The organism is Amycolatopsis sp. Poz14 (assembly GCF_006704225.1).
GTDB lineage: Bacteria > Actinomycetota > Actinomycetes > Mycobacteriales > Pseudonocardiaceae > Amycolatopsis > Amycolatopsis nivea.
Genome location: NZ_JACLHD010000001.1, coordinates 5,812,081 through 5,835,083 on the forward strand (window position 1 = coordinate 5,812,081; position 23,003 = coordinate 5,835,083).

The window sequence follows — 23,003 nt, forward strand, 5'->3', positions numbered from 1 at the left end:
CGCTGGTCAGTTCACAGTGGACATCCCGTGCCCGGCGGCCCGCAGGGCTTCCTCGGCCACCGCGGCGAATCCCGCGATGACGTCGTTGGCGCGCGTCGGCACCCAGACGACCGAACTCGCCCACCGCAGCCGGTTCTCGTCGAGCGGACGCCAGGTCAGGCCGTCGGGCAGCGGGTGTTCCTCGTTGAAGTGCACGCCCATTCCGGCGAGCACGAGCCCGTGCGTGAAGTTCGGGTTGCGCGCGTGCCGGATCGCGCCGGGCAGGAAGCCGTTGTCGCGGCAGATCGCGAGGATGTGGTCGTAGAGCCGCGGCGCCATCTCGCGCTGGAAGATGACCAGCGGGGCGCCGTTGAGGTCGCGCAGCCGCACGACGTCCGCGTCCGCGAGCCGGTGCGCCGCCGGCAGCACGACTCCGAGCGGCCGGGACAGGACCGGTCCTGACTCCAGTCCGACGGTGTCGGAGGGGTGGCGCACGAGTCCGACGTCGAGCTTGCCCTCCCGCAGCCGGGCGATCTGTTCGTCCGTGCTCACCTCGTGCAGCTCCAGCAGCACCTCCGGCGCTTTCGCGGCGAACGCGGCGGCGATCGTGCGCAGCACCGTGGGCATCGTGTCCGGGGGAATTCCCGCGCGCAGCGTGCCCGACGTGCCGGGCAGGATCCGGCGCATCGCCTCCCGCGCGCTGTCCACGCCTTCGAGCACCGGACGCGTGTGTTCGAGCAGCAGCGCGCCCGCCTCGGTGAGCCGCACGCCGCCCCGGCCCCGATGGAACAGTTCGACGCCCAGCTCGCGCTCGAGGTCCCGGATCCGCTGCGACAGCGGCGGCTGCGCCATGTGCAGCCGTTTCGCGGCCCGCCCGAAGTGCAGTTCCTCGCTCAGGACGACGAAGTACCGCAGATGCCGCAGCTCCATCCGCCGAACCATACCAACCTGATATCGCCGCAGGTCGCAGTTGGTGTTGGCCAGCGGCGGCCTCGCGCTGTTCTTCTTGTCCGCGACGCAGACGACGAGCGAAGGAAACGACCTCCATGAGTGAAACAGTGCTGCTCGACCGCCGGGACGAGATCGCGGTCCTGACGTTGAACCGGCCGGAGAAGCTCAACGCGTGGACCCACGCGATGCGGGAGCGGCTGATCGGGCACCTGCGCGAACTGGACGAGGACCCGACCTGCCGCGGCGTGGTCCTGACCGGGGCCGGGCGGGCGTTCTGCGCCGGGCAGGATCTGGCCGAGACGGCAGCGATCCGCCCGGACGACCACGCCGCCGCGGAGGCCTGGATCGACGATTTCGACCGCCTGTACCGCGCGGTCCGCGAGCTGCGGAAGCCGACCGTCGCCGCGGTCAACGGCGTCGTCGCCGGTTCCGGCTTCCAGTACGCGCTGGTGGCTGACCTGCGGATCGGGCACGCCGGGGTCACTATGGGCCAGCCCGAGGTGGCCTCCGGGATCCCCAGCATCACCGGGATCTGGGCGATGTGGGACATCCTCGGCCGCGCCAAGACCGCCGAGTTCGCCCTGACCGCCCAGCTCGTCGACGGCGTCGAAGCGCACCGCCTCGGCCTGCTCACCCGGCTCGTCGCCGAGGACGAGGTGCTCGATGCCGCCGTCGCGCAGGCCCGCGCGATCGCCGCGCTGCCGCCGGGCGCCGTCGCGCTCACCAAGGCCCGGCTCCGCGAGCTGGACGACGACGCGCTGGCGCAGGCGGTGACCGCGGCCAAGAAGATCCACGCCGAGGCTTACGCGACGGGGGAGCCGCAGCGGGAGATGGCGCGGTTCCTGGCCGCCAAGAAGCGCTGAAAGGGCATCGGGTGAACTACGACGAGCTGCGCGCCGGGCACGACTGGGAAGTCCCGCCGCGCTACAACATGGCCGCCGACGTGGCCGACCGCCACGACCGCGCCGCCACCGCGCTGATCTTCGAGGACCACCTCGGCACGCACCGCGAGATCTCGTGGGGCGAGGTGCAGGACCGCTCCCGCCAGGTGGCCGCGCACCTGTGGAATCGGGGAGTGCGGCCCGGCGACCGGGTGGCGGTGCTCCTTCCGCAGCGGCCCGACACCCCGGCCGCCTATCTCGGCGTGCTGCGCACCGGCGCGATCCTGGTGACCATGTCCCTGTTGTGGGCCGACGAGCCGATCCGCTACCGGCTGGCCGACTCCGGAGCCACCGTGCTGGTGACCGAACCCGAGGCGCGCGACCGCGTCCGCGGCTTCGCCGGGCACATCGTCGAGATCGACGACCCGGCGATCGAAAAACTGCCGCCGCGATTCGAGACGGCGGACACCGCCGCAGACGATCCGGCGCTGATCTTCTACACCTCGGGCACCACCGGCAAGGCTAAGGGCATCGTGCACGCGCACCGGACGCTGCTGGGGCACAACGAGTTCCGCTACTGCCACGACCTGCGCCCCGGGGACGTGTTCTACGGAGCCGGGGACTGGGCGTGGTCGATGGCGAAGCTGCTGGGGCCGCTGCGCGCCGGCGCGACGCAGCTCGTCTACCGCCCGGCAGGCGGGTTCGACCCCGAGGGCCTGCTCGATTCCCTGTCCCGCAACGGGGCCACCACCGCCTTGGTGAACCCGACGTTCCTGCGCAAGATGGCCGCCGACGTCCCGGACGCGGGCCTGCGCTACCCGCACAAGCTGCGGGTGGTGTGCTCCTCGAACGAACCGCTGACCGCCGACCTGATCGACTGGTTCACCGGGCAGTTCGGCGTGCCGCTGCTGGATTACTACGGCTCCACCGAGTCGTACCCGCTGGTCGGCAATTTCCCCGGGGTGCCGGTGAAACCCGGTTCGATGGGCCGTCCGCTGCCGGGCTGGGACGTCGCGCTGCTGGACGCGCGCGAGCAGCCGGTGCCGCAGGGCGAGCCCGGCGAGATCTGCCTGCGCGCCCGGTCGAACCCGCAGTACCCGCTGGGGTACTGGAACCGGCCGGAGGACTCCGCGGCGGTCTTCGGCGGCGGGTGGTACCACACCAACGACCAGGCTTTCGCCGACGAGGACGGCTATTTCTGGTTCCTCGGCCGCACCGACGACGTGATCAAGACGTCCGGGTACCGGGTCAGCCCGTTCGAGGTGGAACACGCCCTGCGGGCCCACCCGGCGGTGGCCGACGCCGGGGTGGTCGGCGTTCCGGACCCGGTGCGCGGCCAGGCGGTCAAGGCCTGGGTGCAACCCGCGCCCGGCTACGACGGCGGCGACGCGCTCGCCGAAGAACTGCGCGCTTTCGCCAAGGAGACGTATTCGCGTTTCGCCTACCCGCGGCACATCGAGTTCGTGAACGTGCTGCCCCGGTCCGCCACCGGCAAGATCCGCCGGGCCGACCTCCGGGACCGCGATCGCGGCCCCGGCACCGACTGACGAGGAGCCGGCCAATGACCGTCCGGACCGAACAGCCCGCGACCCTTTCCCGCGGCAGGCGGAAGATCGCTCTCGCCTCGGGCATCGGCAATTTCACCGAATGGTTCGACTCCGCCGCCTACGCGACGATGTCGTCCACCATCGCCGCCGAGTTCTTCCCCAAGAACGACCCGTCGGCGGCACTGCTGGCCACGTGGGCGATCTTCGCGGGCGGGTTCGTCGCGCGACCGCTGGGCGCGGCGTTCTTCGGGCACTACGGGGACCGGATCGGCCGCAACCGGACGCTCGCGCTGAGCGTGCTGCTGATGAGCGGGGCCACGTTCCTGATGGGCGTGCTGCCCACGTACTCCGCGCTCGGGGTCGCCGCGCCGATCCTGCTCTTCGTCCTGCGGACGCTGCAGGGGTTTTCCACCGGCGGCGAGTACACCGGCGCGTCGGCCTTCATCATGGAGCACGCGCCGGACGGACGGCGCGCCCGTTTCGCCAGCACCGTGCCCGCCACCGTCGGTCTGGCCAGCGTCGCCGGATCGGCGGTCGGGGTGCTGCTGACCTCCACTTTGTCCTCGGGCGCGCTGCACACCTGGGGCTGGCGGGTGCCGTTCCTGCTGGCCGGTCCGCTCGGGCTGATCGGGCTGTACCTGCGCCGCCGGGTCGAGGACAGCCCGGTGTTCCGGCAGCTGCAAAGCGAGAACTCCGTGCAGCGCAAGCCATTGCGCGACGCGCTCCGCTCGCACAAGCGGCAGATCTTCACGCTCTTCGGCTACAGCATCACCAATGCGATCGCGTACTACCTGATGAGCAGCTACATGATCACGTACATGGCCGACGAGCTGCACTACTCGCGCACCCAGTCGCTGATCGCGAGCGTGGTGTCGATGCTCTGCTACAGCGCGGCCTGCCCGTTCATGGCGTCGGCGAGCGACCGGTACGGACGCAAACGGATGCTGCTGGTGTCGTGCCTCGGGTTCGCCGTGTGCACGCTGCCCGCGTTCGCGCTGATGCACGCCGGATTCGCCGGGGCGCTGGTCGGCACCGCGGTGCTCGCCGTGCTGGTCGCGGTCATCGGCACGTCGAACGTGCCCGCGATGGTGGAGATGTTCCCGGGCCCGGTCCGCGCCAGCGGCTCGGCGATCGGCTACACCGCGGCGTATGTCCTTTTCGGAGGGACCGCGCCGTTCGTGGCGACCGGGCTCGTCACGCTCACCGGCAACTCGCTGGCGCCGGGGGCGTACTTGATGGCGATCGCGGTGGTGTCGTCCCTGGTGGTCGGGTTCGCGTTCCGGGAGACCAAAAACCTGGACCTGGCGAGGCGGTGACTGGGCGAGGTCAGCTGACACTCGCGATGCCAGCCAACCGTGCGACGGCATCCTCCAGGTGACCAGTCAGGCCAAAGGGAAGCCGGAGCATCTCGGCCTGCCCGCCGACTGACGAAAACGCCGGTCCCGGCGTGAACCGCACGCCCGAGAGCCTTGCCGCGTCGGCCAGGCTCTCGGTGTCGACTCCGGGGGCTCTGACCCACAGCCCGCTTCCTCCGTCCGGCCGGGTCCACGACCAATGCGGCAGGTGCAGCGTCAGGGCCTGTTCGAGTTCCGCCAGGCCGTCGAGCAACGTGGTGGCCCGCGTTTTCATGGCTTCGGCGGTGTGCGGCAGCAGTTCCTGCGCCAGGATCTGGCTCGGCAGCGACGTTCCGAGGTCCATCGCGACCTTCGCTCGCTGGAACCGCTCGATCATCGGACGCGGCCCGCGGATCCAGCCCACCCGCAGGCCTCCCCAGAACAGCTTCGACAACGATCCGATGAGGACCGACTGCGCGGGGTTGACCATTCCGAACAGGCTCGCGGCCGGCGGCGGGCGGAAGGCGAGGTGCGCGCTGGACGCGTCTTCGATCACCACGAAGCCGCGTTCGTTCGCGAGATCGGCGACCGTCTGCCGTTTTTCCGCGGACATGTGGACGCCGGTGGGGTTGTGCGAGGTGGGGAGGAGGTAGACGAAACGCGGATGGGTGCGCCGGGTGATGCGTTCCAGCGCCTGGACGTCGGCGCCGTCGCGTTCGACCGCGATGGTGTACATCTGCGCGCCGCGCGCCCGGAACGCTTCGAGCGCGCCGCGGTAGGAAGGGTCCTCCACGACGATGGGCTCGTTGTCGTCGATCCACGTGCGGGAAATGATCTCCAGAGCCTGCTGGGACCCCGAAGTCACGAGAATCTGGTCGGGATCGGTGGGAACCCCGGTGCTCGTGCAGAGCGCGGCGATCGACTCGCGGAGAGGGAGGTGGCCCCGCGGCTCGTAGCCGTCAGCGGCCAGCAGCGCGTCGATGCCCCGGTCGGCCGCCCGCCTCCAGGCTTCGGCGACCAGGGGCAGGCCGGGGAGGCTGCCGCTGGAGAGATCGACGAACTGGCCGGGACGGGATTCGTCGCCGGCCCGGTCGGAGAAGCTGCTCAGGCGGCTGTCCGGCTCGAAGCTGGGCAACGCCGGGCTTTTCCGGCTGCCGTCGGGCCGGTGCAGGCGGGAGCCGCTTCCCTGCCGGCTTTCCAGCAAGCCTCCCTCGCGCAGCAGCGAATACGCCTCGGTGATCGTGGTGCGGCTGACTCCCAGGGCAGCGGCCGCGGCGCGTTCGGCCGGGAGGACAGAGCCGAAGGGGATCTCTTGAGCTTGCAGCGCGTCGAGAAGCGCCGCGGCCACCTGCTCCGCTTTGCGGCCGGCGTGCTGCTGCCACCCGGCGATGGCCTGCGCGAATTCCGTCGCGGATACCTGGCGCACCGAGTCCTCCAGCCAATTTCGGCCGATTGGCCTAGATGATCCAATTATCGTCTGGGCACACTCTAGCCCGGCCGGACAACGAAGACGGCGCACGATGATCCGTAGGGGAGTCAATGGCTACCGTGGCGATGCTCGGGACCCTCGATACCAAGGGCGCGGAGTTCCAGTGGATGCGCAGCCAGCTCGAAGGCTTGGGCCACCGCGTGCACCTGATCGACGCCGGTGTCGCCGGCCAGCCGGCGGGCACGCCCGAAACCACGCGCGAAGAGGTCGCCAGGCGCGCGGGAACCAGCATTCGCGAGCTGATCGAGGACGACGACCGGGGAAAGGCGCTGGCCGCCATGAGCGCCGGAGCCGCCCGGGTCGTCGCCGAGCTCGCCCGGGACGGCTCGATCGACGGGTTCCTTTCGGCAGGCGGTTCGGGAGGCTCGTCCATCGCCGCCGCTGCCATGGCGGCGTTGCCGGTCGGCTTCCCGAAGCTGCTGGTGAGCACGATGGCTTCCGGAGACGTCTCGCCGTACGTGGGCGCGTCCGACGTGACCATCATGTACAGCGTCGTCGACATCGCCGGAATCAACCGGCTTTCGAAGGCAGTGCTCGGAAACGCCGTGGCGGCGATAGCCGGGATGGCCGAGCGCTACGCCGCCCGCGAACCCGAGCCGGACGAGCGGCCGCTCGTGGCCGCATCGATGTTCGGGGTGACAACCCCGGTGGTCGAAGCGTGCCGCGCCATTCTCGAGGACGCGGGGTACGAGGTGCTCGTCTTCCACGCGACCGGTGCCGGCGGCCGCGCACTGGAAGGGCTGGCAGCGGGCGGTTTCCTGGCCGGCGTCCTCGACCTGACCACCACCGAACTCGCGGACGAACTGGTCGGCGGGGTGCTCACCGCCGGTCCGGACCGGCTCACCGCGGCCGGGGCGCACGGCATCCCGCAAGTCGTCAGCCTCGGCGCACTGGACATGGTCAACTTCGGAGCCCGGGACACGGTTCCCCCGCGGTTCGCCTCGCGGCTGCTGTACGAGCACAATGCGACCGTCACGCTGATGCGCACGACCGTCGAGGAGTCCGCGCAGCTGGGCGACATCCTCGGACGCAAGCTCGCCGCGGCCTCCGGCCCCACCGCACTGGTCGTCCCGGGTCGCGGAGTGTCTGCTTTGGACACTTCCGGAGGCCTGTTCGAAGACGCCGCCGCCGACGAGGCCTTGACCACCGCCGCGGTCGCCGCCGTCGCCGACAGCCCAGTCGAGGTGCTCCACGTCGACGCGCACATCAACGACCCCGAATTCGCCCGCGCGGCAGCAGAGACCCTGCTCCGCTACCTGACGGTGTCCGAGGAGAACAAGAATGCAGAGAACTGACCGCCTTTCCGCCTGGCGCGCCAAAATCGGCTCCGGCGCGCCGATCATCGGAGCGGGTGCCGGAACCGGTCTCTCCGCGAAACTGGCCGAAGCCGGCGGGGCGGATCTGCTGGTGATCTACAACTCCGGGCGCTACCGGATGGCCGGCCGCGGGTCGCTCGCCGGACTGCTGCCCTACGGGGACGCCAACGCGATCGTGGTCGAAATGGCGAGCGAAGTGCTGCCGGTAGTGTCGGAGATCCCGGTCTTCGCGGGCGTGTGCGGAACCGATCCGTTCCGCGTCATCCCGAAATTCCTCGACGACCTCAAGGACATGGGATTCGCCGGGGTGCAGAACTTCCCGACCGTCGGGCTCTACGACGGCGTCTTCCGGCAGAACCTCGAAGAGACCGGGATGGGGTACCAGCTCGAAGTGGACCTGGTCGCCGCGGCCCGGGAGCGGGACCTGATCACGTCGCCGTACGTCTTCGACCCCGAGCAGGCCAGAGCCATGACCGCGGCGGGAGCGGACATCGTCGTGCCGCACCTCGGCTTGACGACCTCCGGTTCCGTCGGGGCGCGCACGGCAGTCACGCTCGAGGTCGCCGTCGAGCGCATCCAGCAGATGCGCGACGCCGCAGTGGCGGAGAACCCCGACGTAATGGTGCTCTGCCACGGCGGCCCGATCGCCGAACCCGAGGACGTCCGCTACGTCCTCGAGCACACCACCGGGGTCGCCGGATTCTTCGGCGCCTCGTCCATGGAACGCCTGCCGACCGAGCGGGCGATCGTCGACCAGGTCAAGGCATTCACCGCGCTGCGCGCGTGACCGAACCGAGGAGAACCGCATGCATGTCGAACCGGAAAAGACGCCGACGATGGTCCTCGACTGGGGAACCCTCAAGTGGCTGGTGAACCCGTCCACGATCGAGGGCGCCGAAACCACCGTCGGCGAAGTGATCGTCTACCCCGGACGCGGGCACGCGATCCACAACCACCCCAACGCCCAGGAAGTCATCTACGTCATCGAGGGCGAGGGAGTGCAGACGGTCGGCGACAGCGACGCGTTCCCGATCAAGACCGGCGACGCGGTGTTCGTGCCGCGCGGCGCGGACCATTCGACCTTCAACACCGGATGGCGGGCCCTGCGGCTGATCGTGACCTACAGCCCGGGCGGGGAAGAGCGCAACTTCCGGTCCCTGCCCGACTACGAGGAGGTCCCGGCCGGGATCACCCCGACCTGGGTCCGGGAAGCGCGCCCCGCCGAATGATCCGTTCAGCCGGGCAAGCCTGACCTCCCGGCCGCCGCTCGTGCGTGGGGGACGCACGGCGTGATCCACGCCCAGCCCGCCCCGTTCCGAGGGAGACGATCATGGTCGATCGGCCCAGAACCGCCCCGAACACCGCCCCCGCCGACGCCGACGCAGCCGTCGACGAGGTGCCGAGGCTCGGACGGTTCGCGCTCTACAGCGTCCAGCACCTGCTGACCTTCTACGCGACGGTGCTCGTGCTGCCGGTCATCATCGCGGCCGGCATTCACCTTCCCCAAGCGGAGACAGTGGTGTTCCTCGCCGCCACGGTCCTCGCCGGCGGCATCGCCACGATCGTGCAGACGGTCGGCGTCTGGCTGATCGGGATCAGGAAACCGCTGGTGCTCGGCGGTTCGGCTGTGGTGATCGGCCCGGCGATCGCCATCGGCAACGCCAACGGCGGCGGCATCGGCGGACTGCTGGCCGTCTTCGGCGCCTCCATCGTCGCGGGGCTCGTGCTCGCCGCCGCCTCGCCGCTGTACGGGGCGCTGCTCCGGGTGTTTCCGCCTGTGGTCACCGGATCGGTGATCGCGATGGTCGGGCTCTCGTTGCTGCCGATCACGGTGAAGCTGATCGGCGGCGGCGAGCCGGGCACGAAGTCGTTCGGGAGCGCGGCCAATCTTGCGGTCGCCGCGACGACCGTCGTGACCGTTCTCCTCATCTACCGGTTCGGCAAAGGCCTGCTGAAGAGCATCGCCATTCTCGTCGGCCTGGTCGCCGGGGGAGCGGTGGGCGCCGCCGTCGGGGTCGCCGACTTCAGCGGAGTCGCCGACGCGAACTGGTTCTCGTTCGTGGTGCCGTTCCACTTCGGACTGCCGACGTTCAATCTCAGCGCCGTCCTGGCGATGACCGTCGCCGTCCTGATCGTGGGCGTGGAATGCACGTCCAGCTACTTCGCGGTCGGCGAGATCCTCGGACGGGGCCCCACCGACAAGGAAGTCCGCCGCGGGATCCTCGCCGAAGGCGTCGCCGCCGTACTGGGCGGGATCGTGGGTTCGGTCCCGCCGACCACGTTCAACGGCAACATCGGCCTGGTGCGAGCCAGCAACGTGAAAAGCCGCTGGGTCGTGGCCGCCGCCGGTGTTCTGATGGTCGTGCTCAGCTGCCTGCCGAAGGTGGCCGCCGTGGCCGCGGCGTTGCCGGCTCCCGCGGTCGGCGCCGCCCTCATGACGCTGTTCGGCATCATCGCCACGGTCGGCATCCAGACCCTGGGAAAGGCCGACCTGCACAACGACCGCAACCTCATCGTCGTCGCGATAAGCCTCGGAGCCGGTTTCGTCCCGACTTCCTACCCGGAGATCTTCAACGCCTTCCCGCAGGGCCTGCAAATGGTGCTGCAAAGCGGAATCGTCGTGACCGCAGTCGTGGCAGTGGCCCTCAACCTGATCTTCAACGGGCTGCAGCGGCACGCTCCCGCCGAATAGGCGAATCCGCCTGCCCAGCAAGGAGAAATGCATCATGCACATCAAGACCACGGCGACCCGGACCCTGCCGGTCCGGCACCCGGAGGTGTTCCCCGTCCACGCGGGCAAGCGCTTCATCGTCACCGGCGCGGCCGGCGGCCTGGGCCGAGCGACCGCGGAACTGCTGCTCGCGGAAGGCGCCCGCGTCGCCCTGATGGACGTCCGCGCCGACGCCGTCTCCGCCGCGGCCCGCGAACTCGGCGGGCAAGCGGCCCCGTTCGTCGTCGATCTGAGCTCGCCCGAGAGCATCGCGGACGCGGCAGCCGAAGCCATCTCGCACTTCTCGGGCATCGACGGCCTCGCCAACGTCGCCGGCATCGTCCGCCATTCCGACCCGCTGCAGATTCCGCAAGCAGACTGGGAAAGCCAGCTCGCAGTCAACGTCGTTGGCCCCTACGAACTCTCCAGGCTCGTGGCACAGCACCTGATCGAGGAAAACCGTCCCGGCGCGATCGTGAACGTCGCCTCCGAGGCAGGAAAGGTCGGCCACGCCCAATCGCTCGCCTACAGCGCGAGCAAAGCCGCGCTGATCAACGAAACCAGGATGATGTCGGCAGCGCTGGCCCACGCGGACATCAACGTCAACTGCGTGTGCCCCGGAGGACTGCCGACCGCGATGCTCCGCCAGGTGGCCGACGCCTATTCCGACCGCATCCACGAACCGGCGGGCGACATCTTCGACGCCATGATCACCGAACAAGCCGGACGGCACCTCGACCTGACCGAGGTCGCCCGCGTCATCTCATTCCTTCTGTCGGAGAACGCGTTCGCGATCCGCGGGCAGGCGGTGAACGCGGACGGCGGCGGGACTCCGTACTGATCACGACTGGCCCGTCTGGTCCGTTAACCGGCAGCGTCCGCCGCGCCGGGACGGACGGTTTTGACGTACCGGTGGACCGGCACGCCGACGGTGCCATGCCGGGTGGGCGCTTGGTGAACCATCGGCCCGGCGTCGCGCCAGCCCGCTCGCTCGTAAAGCCGCCGGGCGGTGTCGTTGGCAGGAACGACAGCCAGCCACGCCTCCCGGTGGGTTTCCGCGATCAGGCGTTCGGCGGCCTCGAGGAGAGCGGACCCGACACCCGTGCCCCGCGCGGCCCGGTCCACTCCGAGCTGGATCACCTCGCCGTCGCCGACCCCGACGATGACCAGCCCCAGCAGACCCGGCCCGCCGTCGGTGGCGACCAGCGTCGTGCTCAGGTGGTCGGCCGCGAAGCTGGTGAAGTGCTGGGAATCGCGCACCGCCATGAGCTCGTCCGGGACACGGCCGCGGTGCCCGTCGAGCCACGCGGCCTCCCACATCGCGGCGATCCGCCGCAGGTCGGACGGTTCCGCCGCACGCAGGACCGGTGCGGACGAGGTACGGGTCATGGGACTTCCTTCCGCTGATGGACGTCACTGCCGTAAGCTGCTTACGCCAGTGACGCTACTGAACAGGGAGGCAGGCAAGCAAGTGCGCCTGGACGCTTACGCCGACACCGGGCTGCTGGTGGCGATCGACCTCGTCAACCGCCTAGTCCTGCACCCGGATGACAGCGTCTTGGCCGAGATCCTCGCCGTCGACCCGCCGTCAGCGGCCCAGGTGACGGCCGACGACGCCCCCGAATTCACCGCACTCGCCAACGCACTGCGGCCGGTACTCGACAACCTGCGCACCGGTGACGAGGACAGCGCCGCGACCAGGCTTAACGAGCTGCTCTCCGCGTACCCCGCCCATCCGCACCTGGCGCGGGAAGAAGGACGCTGGCGCTTGCACCACCACCCGGCTGAAACGTCCCTGGTGCCGATGTGGTCGGCGATCTGCGCGGAAGCCCTCGCCCGGTTCCTCGCCGACGGTCACGCTCGCCGAATCGGTGAGTGTGAGGCACCTGGCTGCGGACGGCTGTTCGTCGACACCACCCGCAACCGCATCCGCCGCTTCTGTTCGACTGCCTGCCAGGACCGCGTCAAAACCGCTGCGGCGCGTCGCCGCCGGACTGCTGAGCGCTGATAATTTCTTGTGCCCTGCCCGCTGCAGTCTGCTGTCTTCAGCGGTTGCCTCGTACACTGCTCGTCCGAGCAGGGAGCCGACGGAGCTGAAGTCGCGCTCGCTACTTCGCACCGAAGCGAGGCAGTATGGCCCAGGAGTACGCACTGACGTGCGAAGCGATCGACATCGTCCTCTCTGACTCGCCGCTGAAGGCAAAACGCCTCCATCTCGGCGACGTTCTGCGCCGCATGCTGCGCGCGGACATCTTCGCCTCCTATGTCTGCGATTCGTCCGGCCCCTACGCCGATCCGGTCCAGCTCGACCTCGGCGACGACGCGCTTCGCGCCTACGACAAGCATTTTCGGCACGTCGACGACCTGACCCCGAAGCTTTTCGCGCAGGGGAGCGCTTCGCGGATCACTCCGGCTTCCGGGGTATCCACCGAGTTCGTCCAGGACTTCCTGCATCGCGGCGGGATGTACCACGGCATGAACTACTTCGCCGCCGGAGCCGGTCCTGGTTCGGTGGACCTGCGGCTGTGGCGGGGACGCGGCGGCCGCGCGTTCACCGAGGACGAGGCGCGGGTTTTCCGGTCATTCGGGGACCTGGTCGCGCGGACCTGGCCGAGGGAGGCCGTGTCCGGGCAGAAGCCGTTGTCCCGGCGCGAAGCGCAGGTCGCGGAGCTGGTCGCGGACGGGTACAGCGACAAGCAGATCGCCGCGGCCCTCGGGATCGCGCCGCCGACTTTGCGGACCCACCTGAGCAACGCGTTCGCCAAGACCGGAGCCGCCAACCGCGCGGCCCTGGCGGCGCATCACCTCCGCCATCGTCAGAAATGACGATGGCGGAGACCGCACGGCATGCCGAGACTCCCGGATAAGCCTCATTCGCTGCAAAGGAGCCCCGGATGCCGCTTTCTCCGGCGGGCGTCACCGCCCACCCCGCTGTCCTCGAGCCGGTCGGACGACCGGAACCGGGGGAGTGGACGCAAACCTGTACTGCCGAAGACATCGCGACCCAGTTGCCGCTGGCGGGCGGGAAGCCGTATCCGCTCGCGGTGAAAGCGAACATCGCGGTGCGCGGACTGCGCCGGTCCGCGGGATGCGAGCTGCTGGACCTCGGCCCGGAGGGGGCCGACGCCCCGGTCGTCGCGCTGCTGCGCCGCTCCGGCGCGGTGGTCGTGGGCATGGCGAACATGCACGAACTCGCCTTCGGGATCACGTCGCAGAACGCCTCCTACGGCGCGGTGCGCTTGCCGGATCGTCCGGGCTATCTGGCAGGGGGATCCTCGGGCGGCAGCGCCGCGGTCGTCGCGCGCGGCCACGCCGAGGTCGCATTGGGCACGGACACCGGGGGCTCGATCTCGATTCCCGCCAGCCTGTGCGGGGTCGCCGGATTCCGGCCAAGCACCGGACGCTGGCCGACGGCGGGCATCGTCGGCCTGTCGTGGACACGGGACGCCCCCGGGATCTTCGCGCGCTCGGTGCGCCGCCTCGCCGAGATCGACCGGGCGATGCTCGGCGAAACAACGGACCAAGACCTTCCGCGGCCCCGGATCGGGGTGCCCGCCGAGCTGTTCCGCGAACTGCACCCCAGCACGCGAGCGGCGACCGAAGCGGCTTTGGCCGCGCTCGGGGACGTGGTCGAGCTGGTGCCGGTGCACCTCGAGGAGATCTGGGAGCTGAGCCACGCGGCGGCGATGCCGATCGTCTGTTGGGAAGCGCGTCGGCTGCTCGGAGACGCCGTCGCCCGCGCCCTGGGCATGAACCCGGAGGAGGCGTTCGCCCGGCTGGTCGCGGGAGTGCGCAGTCCGGACGTCCGGCAGATCCTCGAAGCGGAGGCATCGTCCCCGGTGTCGCCCGACGAGTACGCGATCGCCCAGCGGCAAACCGAGCAAGCGCGAGCGCGCTACGCGGAATTGCTGCACAGGCACGCACTCAACGCGCTCGCGTTTCCCACCACGCCCGCACCGGCTCCGCCCGTCGACTGCGACGGGACCGTGGAACATCTGGGCAGCCGCGTCGACGCTTTCGAGCTCTACACCCGGAACACGACGCCAGGTGCGATGCTCGGGGCGCCCATGGTCACCTTCCCGCTCGCCACTCCCGCGACCGGTCTTCCGGTCGGGCTGACCGTCCAAGGAGGACGGTTCGACGACCGCCGGACCCTACGCCTCGCCGAACGAATGGCGGAAACGCTGTCGGACACCGTCAACCAGGCCGGTTGACCACCCGGCTACCGCGATTTTTTGGTCGTCCTGCGGAGTTTGCCGCGCAGCGCGCGGAGGGCGATCGGTCCGAGGTCGTCGACCACCTCGATGAGCACGGCCAGCCGGTCGAGTGCGTCCAGGGCCGCCTCGGTCCCGTCCGGGTCGACGCCCTCGTAGAGCTCCAGTCCGACGAACCCGGCGCTCACCGCTCGTGCGAGACCCGGAGTGTCGATCACCTCGGCCATAGGGGAGTCGGCCAGCAACCTGGTCAAGGCACTCTCGATCGGGGCGATCCACAGCTGCAGGGCCGTCGCGGTCGCTTCGGCAAGCTTGGGGTCGGCCTGCGCGCCGGCGAGCATCTGGGCGAGCACCGTGACGTTGCCCTGGGCGCGTTCGTCGGTGTGCAGGGAGCGGCCGAGTGCAAGAAGCTGCCGCAGGTCGGTGACCTCGTCGAGGCGTTCGACAAACGGTGCGACCCTGGCCTGCGTCGCGGCGAGGCACGCGGCCTGCAGCAGGTCGTGGACGGTGCCGAAGTGGTAGAAGACCAGCGCCTGGTTGACTCCGGCGGTTGCCGCGATGCTCCGCGCCGTGGTGCCGTTGAGGCCGTGTGTGCGGATCGTCTCGATCGTGCCGTCGATCAGGCGTTGTCGGGTGTCGGCCACGGCTTCACCGTAGAGGCCCCGACAGTCGGTGACCGACGGCACCCGGGTGCGGCAGCCGCTCCGGACGCCCGGCGGGCCAGTACTCGAAGTGCCACCATTCGTTGTCGTACCTCCGATACAGGTGATGGCGCGCGCCATACCGCTCCAGCCAGCGCGAACCCTCGACCGGCCGCACGTCGAGGGCGGTCCCCGCGACGTGTCGGGACTCGTCCGGCGGCAGCGCCCGCAACCGGGCCGCCGCCGGCGACCCGCTCCGACGGACTTCCTCGGCGAACAAGCGCTCCTGCTCCCCGGCGTCCCGATGTCCCGAGGTGAGCCCGATGAGCTCACCGTCTTGCCATAACGCCTGCGTGCGCGCCGCGATGAACGCGGCCCGGGTCGCGGGCGTGAGGCCGGTGAGGTCCTCGGCGGGGAAACGCACCGCCAGCGCCCATTGACAGGCGGTGCGCCGAGCCCGACCCGGCGTGATCACGAACGCCACCGGCAGCAGCGCTATCGCCAGCATCCGGGTGACCGCCTGGTACCAGCGATCGCGGCGAAGTGCCCGGCCGGGATCGAGACGGACGCTCGTCATTGCTACCCCCACTCCGGTCGTGTGCACGACCGCCAACCTGCTTGAGCAGTTGCTCAAATCAGAGGATAGAGGAGATTTGAGCAACTGCTCAAGCAGGTTGCCGCCCGAGACCGCTGGCCGCGGAGCCGGGGGACTGAGCCGGTCAGAAATCGGGCGTGGAATCCACGGCCCCGTCGCGGCGGATGCGGCGGAGGTGCACCGCGCGGGTCAGCCGGATCACCGGGCGGATCAGCAGTTCGATGCTGCCGATCAGGAAGAACCAGGCGGCCAGGGTGGCGAGGGACTCGTAGAAGAACAGGATGCTTCCGGCGACGAACCAGAGGGCGATGAGGATGTCGTTGCCGATGCTCAAGGTTTCGTACCGGCGGCGGATGATCAGTTCGTCGTGCCCGAAAGTGAGCACGAGGTCCGCGGTGTCCGTTCCGTTCGGGTGCGCCATGCTGCTGCGTACCCGGGTGCCAGTACTGCTAATCCGTGACGAACGCGATCTCCGCGAAATCCGTAAGGGTTGAACTGCACTGAACCATTACCGCACGATGGCGGCATGGAAGAAAACCGTTGCCCCCGCTGTGGCTGGCCCTTGGCCGAGCTGCCCTCGTCCGCTGTCGTTCCCGCGTCGGCGGGCAGCAGGGCCGACTACGTGCGTTGTGTGTGCGGCAGCTGGATCGCGCGGCTCGGCGGGGTCGTCGTCGGGTCTACCCGCCCGCGCTGACTCACCAGTGGCCGGGGCGGGCCAGCCGCGGCGGCAGCTTGGTCTTGGCGTCGCCGCGAGCCGCGTTGACCTGGGACTGCGTAAGGAAAATGCTGTCGGTGAAGTCCGCGCCGCGGACGTCGGCGTCGCGCAGGTCCGCACCGATCAGGTCAGCGCGGCGCAGATCAGCGCCTCGGAGGTCGGCCGCGATCAGGTAGGCACCGCGCAGGTTCGCGCTGCGGAGATCCGCGCCGGACAGCTTCGCGCCGATCAGGTCGGCGCCTCGCCGGTCCTTCTTGCGCCCGGCACCGGCGCGGACCAGTTCGCTGGTGCGCACCAGCAGCGGGTTCACCTGAGCGCGCCGGGCGTCGACGTCGATGGCCAGCACCGCGTCCGCGTCCTCGGAGGTGATCTGCTCCAGTTCGGTGATCTCCGCGTCCAGGTCCGCGTGGATTTCGCGGGTCGTCGCCAGCGAGCGCGCCTCGGTGAGGTACCAGAGCAGTTCGTGCAGATGCCGCATCACCGGGAGCGCGGCGAACATCCGCTCGCGGGTTTCCGGGGCCTCCCGCCAGCTCCGGCCGCCGAAGGTCACCTGCGACACCTGCTGTCCGGCCCCGAAGCAGTCGTACCCGGTGCAGCCCGCGAAACCCTTGGGGCGCAACCGGTCGTGGATGCCGCAGCGGAAGTCGGACCGCAGGTTCGGGCACGGGTCGCCGGCCCGCTTGTCGATCGCGAAATCAGCGGATTTGGTGAAGGTGAGCGCGACGCAGCAGAGGGCGAAACAGCTCGTGCAGTCGGCGGTCAGGGTGCGGCGGTCGGGCAAGGTCTCTCCAGCGAAGGCGGGCGAACCTGTCCAGCGTAGTCGCCGCTCAACTGCCCGCGACGACCACGACGCGTCGGCGGCGCGAACGCATCGCCAGCGCCGCGAGCACGAACACCTGCAGCTCAGGCTTGACGCCGGACAGGTCAGCGGTGCCCGCGGTAAGGGTGCCGACGGTGTTCCCGGCCTCGTCGAGTTGCACGTGGTCACGACGCCCGGTCCGCCGGAAGCGCAGTTCCGCACCGCCGCTCTCGACGCTCCAGGTGCGCGTGCCCGGCCGGTGAGTGCTCGCGAGCACCGACCCGTCGGCCGCCAGCAACTGGTAACTGCGCAGCCGGCGGCGGATCCGGTAGCTGACGCCGTCCAGCCGGAACTGCCCTCCGGACCGGCCCTCGATCACGGTGAGCAGGCGGCCGTCGCTGGTGATTTCGTACTTGGTCAAGCCGGACTTCGCTATCTGCAACATAGCCAAACTCCAGCATCTCCCCGTCCGAACCGCCCGTGCCGTTTGTCATGGGTGATCGTCGGCGAGGCGGCCGTACCATGATCGACATGCGCGAACCCGATCCGGACCGGTTCTCGGCCCGCCAGTGGCCGGACTGGAGCTTCTGGACGGACGCGCACCGCGGAGCGCCCGGCCTGCACCGCGGCCGCGTCCGGTCCGTGGTGGTCAACGGCCTGATGATGGGCTTCCTCGCCACCTGGGTCGTCGCGATCGCGGACGGCCGGTACGGACCGGTGCGCACCGGGCTCGCTTTCGGCTTCCTCGGCTGCTACGCCATCGCGTACCTGCTGGTGCTGTGGTTCGGCCCGCTCGCGCTGCGGCGCCAGCGGATCGCGATGGTCGCGGCGATGTTCGCGCTCGGCACGGTGCCCGCGCTGATCCTCGGTTCCCCGGCGTATCTGACCGGCCTCACCTACGCCATCGCGACCGGGCTCATGCTGCTGCCGCTGCGGTTTTCCCTGCTCCTCGGCACCGGAGCGGCCGTCGCCCAGATCGCGTGGATGCTGGTCAGGGACGGACGGGTCGCCTGGGGCCAGGTCCTCACGCTCGTGGCCGTCACCGCGATCCTCGGCATCGTCTACGCGCTGACGTTCACCATCGGCCACCTCCGGCTCGCCCGCGAGCAGATCCGGCGGATGGCGGTGGACCAGGAACGGCAGCGCGTCGCCCGCGACCTGCACGACGTCCTCGGCCACAGCCTCTCCACGATGACCCTGAAACTCGGCCTGACGCGGCGGATCCTGGAGACTTCGGACAACACCGACGCGGCACTCGCCGAGATCCGGGACCTGGACGACCTCTGCCGGGAAGCCCTCTCCGACGTCCGCGCGACCGTGTCCAACTACCGCACGGTGTCGTTCGCGACCGAAGTCGCCGGCGCCCGGATGGCGTTGCGCGCCGCCGGCGTCCAGGCTGAACTGCCCGCCGCGGCCGACGCCATAGCGCCTGAACTGCAGGGCGTTTTCGGTTACGTAGTAAGGGAAGCCGTGACCAACGTGCTCCGCCATTCCGACGCACAGCGCTGCGTCGTCCGTGTCGGACGGGACTGGCTGGAGGTCGCCGACGACGGCTCCGTCCCAGCGGAGGTCGTCCCCGGACACGGCCTGACCGGTCTCGCCGAGCGGATGGCCGCGGTGTCCGGCTCCCTCGAACACGGCCGCGGCCCGCACGGCGGCTTCCGGGTGCTGGCCCGCGGCCCGGCGGCCGGAGGTGCGGCGTGATCCGGGTCCTGCTGGCCGACGACCAGGCGCTCGTGCGCGGCGCGCTGGCTTCCCTGCTGCGGATGGAATCCGACATCGAGGTGGTCGCCGAGGTCGGCTCCGGTCCCGAGGTCCTGCCCGCCGCGCAGCGGACCGCCCCGGACATCGCGCTCGTCGACGTCCAGATGCCCGGCCGCGACGGCCTCGCCGTGACCGCCGAACTGCGGCACGCGCTGCCGGAGTGCCGCGTGCTGATCTGCACCACCTTCAGCCGCCCCGGTTACCTGTCGCGCGCGATGTCCGCGGGCGCGGCTGGGTTCGTGGTGAAGGATTCGCGCCCGGAACAGCTGATCAACGCGATCCGCCGGGTCCACGCCGGACTGCGGTTCGTGGACCCGGCGCTCGCCGCCGAATCGCTGGCCAGCGGCGCGAGCCCGCTCACCGACCGCGAGGCGGACGTCCTGCGCGCCGCGGCGGAAGGCGGAACGGTCGCGGACATGGCGCAGGCGTTGGGCTTGTCGGCGGGAACGGTGCGCAATCACCTGTCGTCGGCCATCGGCAAGACGCAGGCCCGCACGCGCGCGGAGGCGGTCCGGGTCGCCGAGACGAGCGGGTGGCTGTAGCGCTCAGGACGTGTCCAATCCGAGGGGAACCTTTCTTGATCGGACGTTCCAGAAAGGCGTAGGGTGCGGATCATGGTCCGCACCCGAGAGTTCGACACCGAGACCGCGGCGTGCCGCGCGATGGAACTGTTCTGGTCGCGTGGCTACGAGGCGACCTCGGTGCGCGATCTGACCCAGCACCTGGGCATCGGGCAGGGCTCGCTGTACGCCGCGTTCGGCGACAAGGACGGCCTGTACCGGGCCGCACTGGAGCACTACCGGGCCACGCTCGCGGCAACCGCGTTGGACAGCCTCAAAAACGGTGCCGACGCCCGCTCGGCGATCCGGGCGCTCCTGGTCGAGCGGATCCGGATCGCCGTGTCCGACGACGGCCGCGGTTGCCTGGCCGTCAATGCTGTCTGCGAGCGCCTGCCGGGGGACACCGCGACCCGGCGCACCGTGCGGGACATGCAGGACGCGAGTCAGGACGCGATCGCCGAAGTACTGCGCGTCGCGGTGGAGCGCGGCGAGATCACGACACCGCACGATCCGGCCACGCTGGCCGCCTTTCTGGTCACCTTCCTCAACGGACTGCTGGTCAGTGCGAAGATCACCCCGGACGCCCGCGCCCTCGAATCCCTCGTGGAGGTAGCCCTCGTCGCCCTCGGCTGATGTTTTTCCGCCCTCAATCTGGAACGATCGATCAAGAAAGAGAACGATGCTCGACCACGACAGCATTCCCGTCCGCACCGGCCGCGCCGCGGTCAACGGAACGAGCCTCCACTACCGAACCGCCGGGTCCGGCCCCGCGGTCGTGCTGCTGCACGGCGTGCCGAAGACCGGTTACCACTGGCGGCACCTCGTCCCGAAGCTCACGCCGCAGTACACCGTCGTCGTCCCGGATCTGCGCGGCCTCGGCGATTCCGCCCGTCCCGCGGGCGGATACGACTCCGCGACGATGAGCGACGACGTCGCGGAGCTGATGGCCGCCCTCGGCCACGAGACCTACGCCGTGGTCGGCGAGGATTGGGGAGCGGTGATCGGCTACCAGCTCGCCGCCCGGAACCGCGACCGCGTGCCGTCGCTGGTGTTCGCCGAGGCGTTGTTCCCCGGGTTCGGCTTCGAGGACCACACCGCGCTCACCGCCGAGAACGTCGCCGGCGGCATGCACCTGTGGCATCTGGGCTTCTACTTCCAGCCGGACGTCCCCGAAATGCTCATCGCCGGCCACGAACGCGAACTGATCACGTACATGATCAAGTTCGAGCGCAGCCGCCCGGACAGCGCCACTCCGGACGCGATCGAGGAGTACGTGCGCTGCTACTCCATGCCCGGCGGCATCCGCGCGATGCTCGCGATCTACCGGGCGATGCTCGTCGACGCCGAGCAGAATCGGCAAGCGGCGCAACGGAAACTGGACATCCCCGTCCTCGCGCTCGGCGGGTCGGCGTTCATCGGCGAACGCGCCGAGTCCCAGATGCGGATCATGGCGGACGACGTCACCGGCCTCGTTTTCGACGCCGGGCACGACCTCGCCGAGGAAGTGCCCGACGAGATGGCCGACGCGCTCCTTCCGTTCCTCGCCGAACACCGGTAGCCGGCGAGGTCAGGGGGGCGGCTGGTCGATCTGCTCGCGCAGGATGTCGCCGTGTCCCGCGTGCCGGGCGAACTCCTGGATCATCGCGAGCAGCGTCCAGCGCATGCTGACGGTTCCCTCACCGGGAAACTCCTTGGTGTCGTCGAGTTCGAAGCGCGCGGCGATCTCCCGCGACCGCTGGCTGGCGCGTTCGTATTCGGCGATCACGTCGGCCACGGTCTCGTCGTCGGTCACGGTGAAGGTGCCGACGTCGCGCTTCGAGTATCCGTCGCATTCGGACTCGGCGAGCCCGGCCCAGAACCGCTGAAACCAGATCCGTTCCGCCGCGGCGGCGTGCTTGACCACGGAAATCGGCGTCGACAGCGACGCGACGAGCCGTCGCCGCGCGTCGGTTTCGGACAGGCCGCGAAGCGTCTCGACCAGCGCTTCGCGGTTGCGGTCGAGCGTGTTCTCGAGCAGTGCTCGTTCGGTGCCGTTGGTGATGCGTTCGGTGGGCATGGTTCTGCTCCGTTTCTCGGGCATGACTGGGGACGACCTGACGAGGCCGGGGATTGCTGAAGTGCTCACGGGAGCGCGCCTGCACGGGCCAGGAAAGGCACCGCGGGCGATGACTGTCAGCCGGTCAACCCCGGCGACGGGAGGTATTCAACCACAACCCTCTCAGGCGCCGCCGTCCTCCGACTGCTCGGTCTCTTCCGCCTGTTCCGCCTTCTCGGCCTCGCGGAGCCGCTGCAATTCGTCGATTTCCGCCTGCTGCGCATTCACGCGAGCACGCAGTTCCCCCAGCTCAGCGTGCAGCGGCGCCAGCGTTTCGGCGTAGATCTTGGTCGCCTGGCTCAACTGCGCAGCGGACTCCGCGACCCGCTGATCGGCCGCCAACTGCACACCACGCACCCGCTCGTCCGCCTCCGCCGCCTGCTCGCGCAACCGCTGCTCTTGCTCCCGCGTCCGGCTCTCGTGCTCGGCGGTCAGCGATGCGCGCAATTCCTGCTGCGCCTCCGCGGCCGCGCGGCGCGCCTGTTCGAGGTCCTCGACCGCCGTCGCCCGCAACGCGGAGATCTCGCGCTGCAACGCCGTGACCCGGTCATGCGCGGCCGCCGCCTGCTCGAGCGCACGCTGCCGGTTGTTCTCGGCTTCGTCGCGGACCGCCAACGCCGCTTCCTGCGCTTTCCTTGCCGCGGCAGCGTTGGCGAGCGCAGCGTCGCGCTCCTCCCGGTCCACTTCGGACTGTTTCCTGGCCGCTGCCTCGGCCGCGCGCGCTTCCTCCGCCGCCGCTACCGCGTGTGCGCGCTCGGCGTTCGCGACCCGGGCCTGCTCCAACGCCTCGTCGCGGGCTGCTTCGGCCTCTTCCCGCGCTTTGAGGGCGGCCGCGGTTTGGTCGGTGACGTGCGTGCGCAGCGCCGACAGTTCCGCGTGCAGCGGGTCCAACGCCGACAGCGCCGACCCGAGCTGCTCGTCGAGCGCCCGGGTGTCGAGCTGGGTCATCGGCTGGTCGGGGCCGTAGACGGTCACCCAGATCTCGCGCTGCTCGTCGAGCATCGCGCACGTGACGACCTTCGCGCCCCACCGGCCGTACCGCTCCGGATCGGCCGGGCAGTACGGCGTCGGCCGCCCGCCTTGCCTGGGGATGGGCGGCAGCGGCTGCCCGCAGTACGCACAGCCAGCCTCGTCCCCGGCGGCCAGCGCCCGCACGGTCGCCTCCCGGCGTTCCTCCCGGCTTCCGCGCCGGATCGGCGGCCCCACCGTCTCCATCAGTGCCCCTTTCCGCAGGTGGGAACCACTCTACAGTTAGGGTTTCAATACTCAAACACTAGCTATCAGTTAAATAAGTGAAACTAATACACCATGGCAGGAGGCTTGAACTATATGGATAACTGAGATTATTGATATAGTTGAAGCGCAGAGCGGGTGCCCCGCCTGTTCGAGCTTGGCGGGGGCACTCGAAAAAGT

General features: G+C 69.9%; 25 protein-coding genes. 15 read left to right on the forward strand and 10 right to left on the reverse strand.

Annotated features, from left to right (window positions below; genetic code table 11):
- Positions 1-6: 6 nt before the first annotated feature.
- Complete coding sequence (locus FKO37_RS27495) at positions 7-909, reverse strand: LysR substrate-binding domain-containing protein (protein WP_037806096.1); 903 nt, start codon at positions 907-909, stop codon at positions 7-9.
- A 116-nt stretch (positions 910-1,025) separates the two neighbouring features.
- Between FKO37_RS27495 and FKO37_RS27500 the strand changes: the two genes are divergently transcribed.
- Genes FKO37_RS27500 through FKO37_RS27510 form a run of 3 tightly spaced genes read left to right on the forward strand, consistent with a single transcriptional unit; the run spans position 1,026 to position 4,674 of the window.
- Positions 1,026-1,793 carry an enoyl-CoA hydratase/isomerase family protein gene (locus FKO37_RS27500; protein WP_037806097.1) on the forward strand — a complete coding sequence of 256 codons (768 nt, stop codon included), beginning with the start codon at positions 1,026-1,028 and terminating at the stop codon, positions 1,791-1,793.
- Positions 1,794-1,804: 11 nt separating this feature from the next.
- The gene (locus FKO37_RS27505) at positions 1,805-3,358 is read left to right on the forward strand and encodes an acyl-CoA synthetase (RefSeq protein ID WP_238606361.1); all 1,554 of its coding nucleotides are present in this window, start codon (positions 1,805-1,807) and stop codon (positions 3,356-3,358) included.
- Between the two features lie 14 nt (positions 3,359-3,372).
- Complete coding sequence (locus FKO37_RS27510) at positions 3,373-4,674, forward strand: MFS transporter (protein WP_238606362.1); 1,302 nt, start codon at positions 3,373-3,375, stop codon at positions 4,672-4,674.
- Between the two features lie 10 nt (positions 4,675-4,684).
- Here the strand turns inward: FKO37_RS27510 and FKO37_RS27515 are convergent, their stop codons facing one another.
- A complete protein-coding gene (locus FKO37_RS27515; RefSeq protein WP_238606363.1) occupies positions 4,685-6,118 on the reverse strand; it encodes a PLP-dependent aminotransferase family protein in 1,434 nt (477 codons plus the stop codon).
- Between the two features lie 113 nt (positions 6,119-6,231).
- On the opposite strand from FKO37_RS27515, the gene FKO37_RS27520 reads away from it, so the two are divergent.
- From FKO37_RS27520 to FKO37_RS27540, 5 genes are all read left to right on the forward strand, one after another.
- On the forward strand, positions 6,232-7,476 hold the full coding sequence (locus FKO37_RS27520) for a Tm-1-like ATP-binding domain-containing protein (RefSeq protein ID WP_238606364.1): 1,245 nt from the start codon (positions 6,232-6,234) through the stop codon (positions 7,474-7,476).
- Positions 7,463-8,284 carry a phosphoenolpyruvate hydrolase family protein gene (locus FKO37_RS27525; protein WP_037806102.1) on the forward strand — a complete coding sequence of 274 codons (822 nt, stop codon included), beginning with the start codon at positions 7,463-7,465 and terminating at the stop codon, positions 8,282-8,284. The genes FKO37_RS27520 and FKO37_RS27525 overlap by 14 nt, the downstream gene beginning before the upstream one ends.
- Positions 8,285-8,303: 19 nt before the next feature.
- Positions 8,304-8,726 carry a cupin domain-containing protein gene (locus FKO37_RS27530; protein WP_037806104.1) on the forward strand — a complete coding sequence of 141 codons (423 nt, stop codon included), beginning with the start codon at positions 8,304-8,306 and terminating at the stop codon, positions 8,724-8,726.
- A 101-nt stretch (positions 8,727-8,827) separates the two neighbouring features.
- Positions 8,828-10,189: a solute carrier family 23 protein gene (locus tag FKO37_RS27535; RefSeq protein ID WP_238606365.1), complete on the forward strand. Its 1,362-nt coding sequence runs from the start codon at positions 8,828-8,830 to the stop codon at positions 10,187-10,189.
- A 34-nt stretch (positions 10,190-10,223) separates the two neighbouring features.
- Complete coding sequence (locus FKO37_RS27540) at positions 10,224-11,048, forward strand: SDR family NAD(P)-dependent oxidoreductase (protein ID WP_238606366.1); 825 nt, start codon at positions 10,224-10,226, stop codon at positions 11,046-11,048.
- Positions 11,049-11,071: 23 nt separating this feature from the next.
- On the opposite strand, the gene FKO37_RS27545 is transcribed toward FKO37_RS27540, so the two are convergent.
- Positions 11,072-11,596, reverse strand: a complete 525-nt coding sequence (locus FKO37_RS27545; protein ID WP_238606367.1) for a GNAT family N-acetyltransferase — start codon at positions 11,594-11,596, stop codon at positions 11,072-11,074.
- On the opposite strand from FKO37_RS27545, the gene FKO37_RS27550 reads away from it, so the two are divergent.
- The 3 genes from FKO37_RS27550 to FKO37_RS27560 all read left to right on the forward strand — a co-directional run bounded on the left by FKO37_RS27550 (position 11,595) and on the right by FKO37_RS27560 (position 14,421).
- Positions 11,595-12,215: a CGNR zinc finger domain-containing protein gene (locus FKO37_RS27550; RefSeq protein WP_238606368.1), complete on the forward strand. Its 621-nt coding sequence runs from the start codon at positions 11,595-11,597 to the stop codon at positions 12,213-12,215. The two genes, FKO37_RS27545 and FKO37_RS27550, sit on opposite strands and share 2 nt — an antisense overlap.
- A gap of 125 nt (positions 12,216-12,340) precedes the next feature.
- Complete coding sequence (locus FKO37_RS27555) at positions 12,341-13,033, forward strand: helix-turn-helix transcriptional regulator (RefSeq protein WP_238606369.1); 693 nt, start codon at positions 12,341-12,343, stop codon at positions 13,031-13,033.
- A gap of 68 nt (positions 13,034-13,101) precedes the next feature.
- Complete coding sequence (locus FKO37_RS27560; protein ID WP_238606370.1) at positions 13,102-14,421, forward strand: amidase family protein; 1,320 nt, start codon at positions 13,102-13,104, stop codon at positions 14,419-14,421.
- Between the two features lie 8 nt (positions 14,422-14,429).
- Here FKO37_RS27560 and FKO37_RS27565 read toward each other — a convergent pair whose 3' ends face one another.
- The 5 genes from FKO37_RS27565 to FKO37_RS27585 all read right to left on the reverse strand — a co-directional run bounded on the left by FKO37_RS27565 (position 14,430) and on the right by FKO37_RS27585 (position 17,616).
- Complete coding sequence (locus tag FKO37_RS27565) at positions 14,430-15,065, reverse strand: TetR/AcrR family transcriptional regulator (protein ID WP_238606371.1); 636 nt, start codon at positions 15,063-15,065, stop codon at positions 14,430-14,432.
- A gap of 4 nt (positions 15,066-15,069) precedes the next feature.
- Positions 15,070-15,639: a D-alanyl-D-alanine carboxypeptidase family protein gene (locus tag FKO37_RS27570; protein WP_238606372.1), complete on the reverse strand. Its 570-nt coding sequence runs from the start codon at positions 15,637-15,639 to the stop codon at positions 15,070-15,072.
- Between the two features lie 142 nt (positions 15,640-15,781).
- The gene (locus FKO37_RS27575) at positions 15,782-16,078 is read right to left on the reverse strand and encodes a YrhK family protein (protein WP_043838734.1); all 297 of its coding nucleotides are present in this window, start codon (positions 16,076-16,078) and stop codon (positions 15,782-15,784) included.
- A gap of 274 nt (positions 16,079-16,352) precedes the next feature.
- Positions 16,353-17,153, reverse strand: a complete 801-nt coding sequence (locus tag FKO37_RS27580) for a pentapeptide repeat-containing protein (protein WP_238606373.1) — start codon at positions 17,151-17,153, stop codon at positions 16,353-16,355.
- Positions 17,154-17,199: 46 nt separating this feature from the next.
- Positions 17,200-17,616, reverse strand: a complete 417-nt coding sequence (locus FKO37_RS27585; protein ID WP_238606374.1) for a hypothetical protein — start codon at positions 17,614-17,616, stop codon at positions 17,200-17,202.
- Positions 17,617-17,702: 86 nt separating this feature from the next.
- On the opposite strand from FKO37_RS27585, the gene FKO37_RS27590 reads away from it, so the two are divergent.
- The 4 genes from FKO37_RS27590 (at position 17,703) to FKO37_RS27605 (ending at position 21,053) form a co-directional block, all read left to right on the forward strand.
- A complete protein-coding gene (locus tag FKO37_RS27590; protein ID WP_238606375.1) occupies positions 17,703-18,875 on the forward strand; it encodes a sensor histidine kinase in 1,173 nt (390 codons plus the stop codon).
- On the forward strand, positions 18,872-19,477 hold the full coding sequence (locus FKO37_RS27595; RefSeq protein WP_037806115.1) for a response regulator transcription factor: 606 nt from the start codon (positions 18,872-18,874) through the stop codon (positions 19,475-19,477). The genes FKO37_RS27590 and FKO37_RS27595 overlap by 4 nt, the downstream gene beginning before the upstream one ends.
- 72 nt (positions 19,478-19,549) lie before the next feature.
- Entirely contained in the window at positions 19,550-20,128 is a 579-nt protein-coding gene (locus FKO37_RS27600) for a TetR/AcrR family transcriptional regulator (RefSeq protein ID WP_238606376.1), read from the forward strand.
- A gap of 46 nt (positions 20,129-20,174) precedes the next feature.
- On the forward strand, positions 20,175-21,053 hold the full coding sequence (locus FKO37_RS27605) for an alpha/beta fold hydrolase (RefSeq protein WP_238606377.1): 879 nt from the start codon (positions 20,175-20,177) through the stop codon (positions 21,051-21,053).
- A 9-nt stretch (positions 21,054-21,062) separates the two neighbouring features.
- Here the strand turns inward: FKO37_RS27605 and FKO37_RS27610 are convergent, their stop codons facing one another.
- Positions 21,063-21,551, reverse strand: coding sequence for a DinB family protein (locus FKO37_RS27610; protein ID WP_238606378.1), 489 nt, complete (start codon positions 21,549-21,551; stop codon positions 21,063-21,065).
- Positions 21,552-21,713: 162 nt separating this feature from the next.
- Positions 21,714-22,805, reverse strand: coding sequence for a hypothetical protein (locus FKO37_RS27615; RefSeq protein ID WP_238606379.1), 1,092 nt, complete (start codon positions 22,803-22,805; stop codon positions 21,714-21,716).
- Positions 22,806-23,003: the final 198 nt, after the last annotated feature.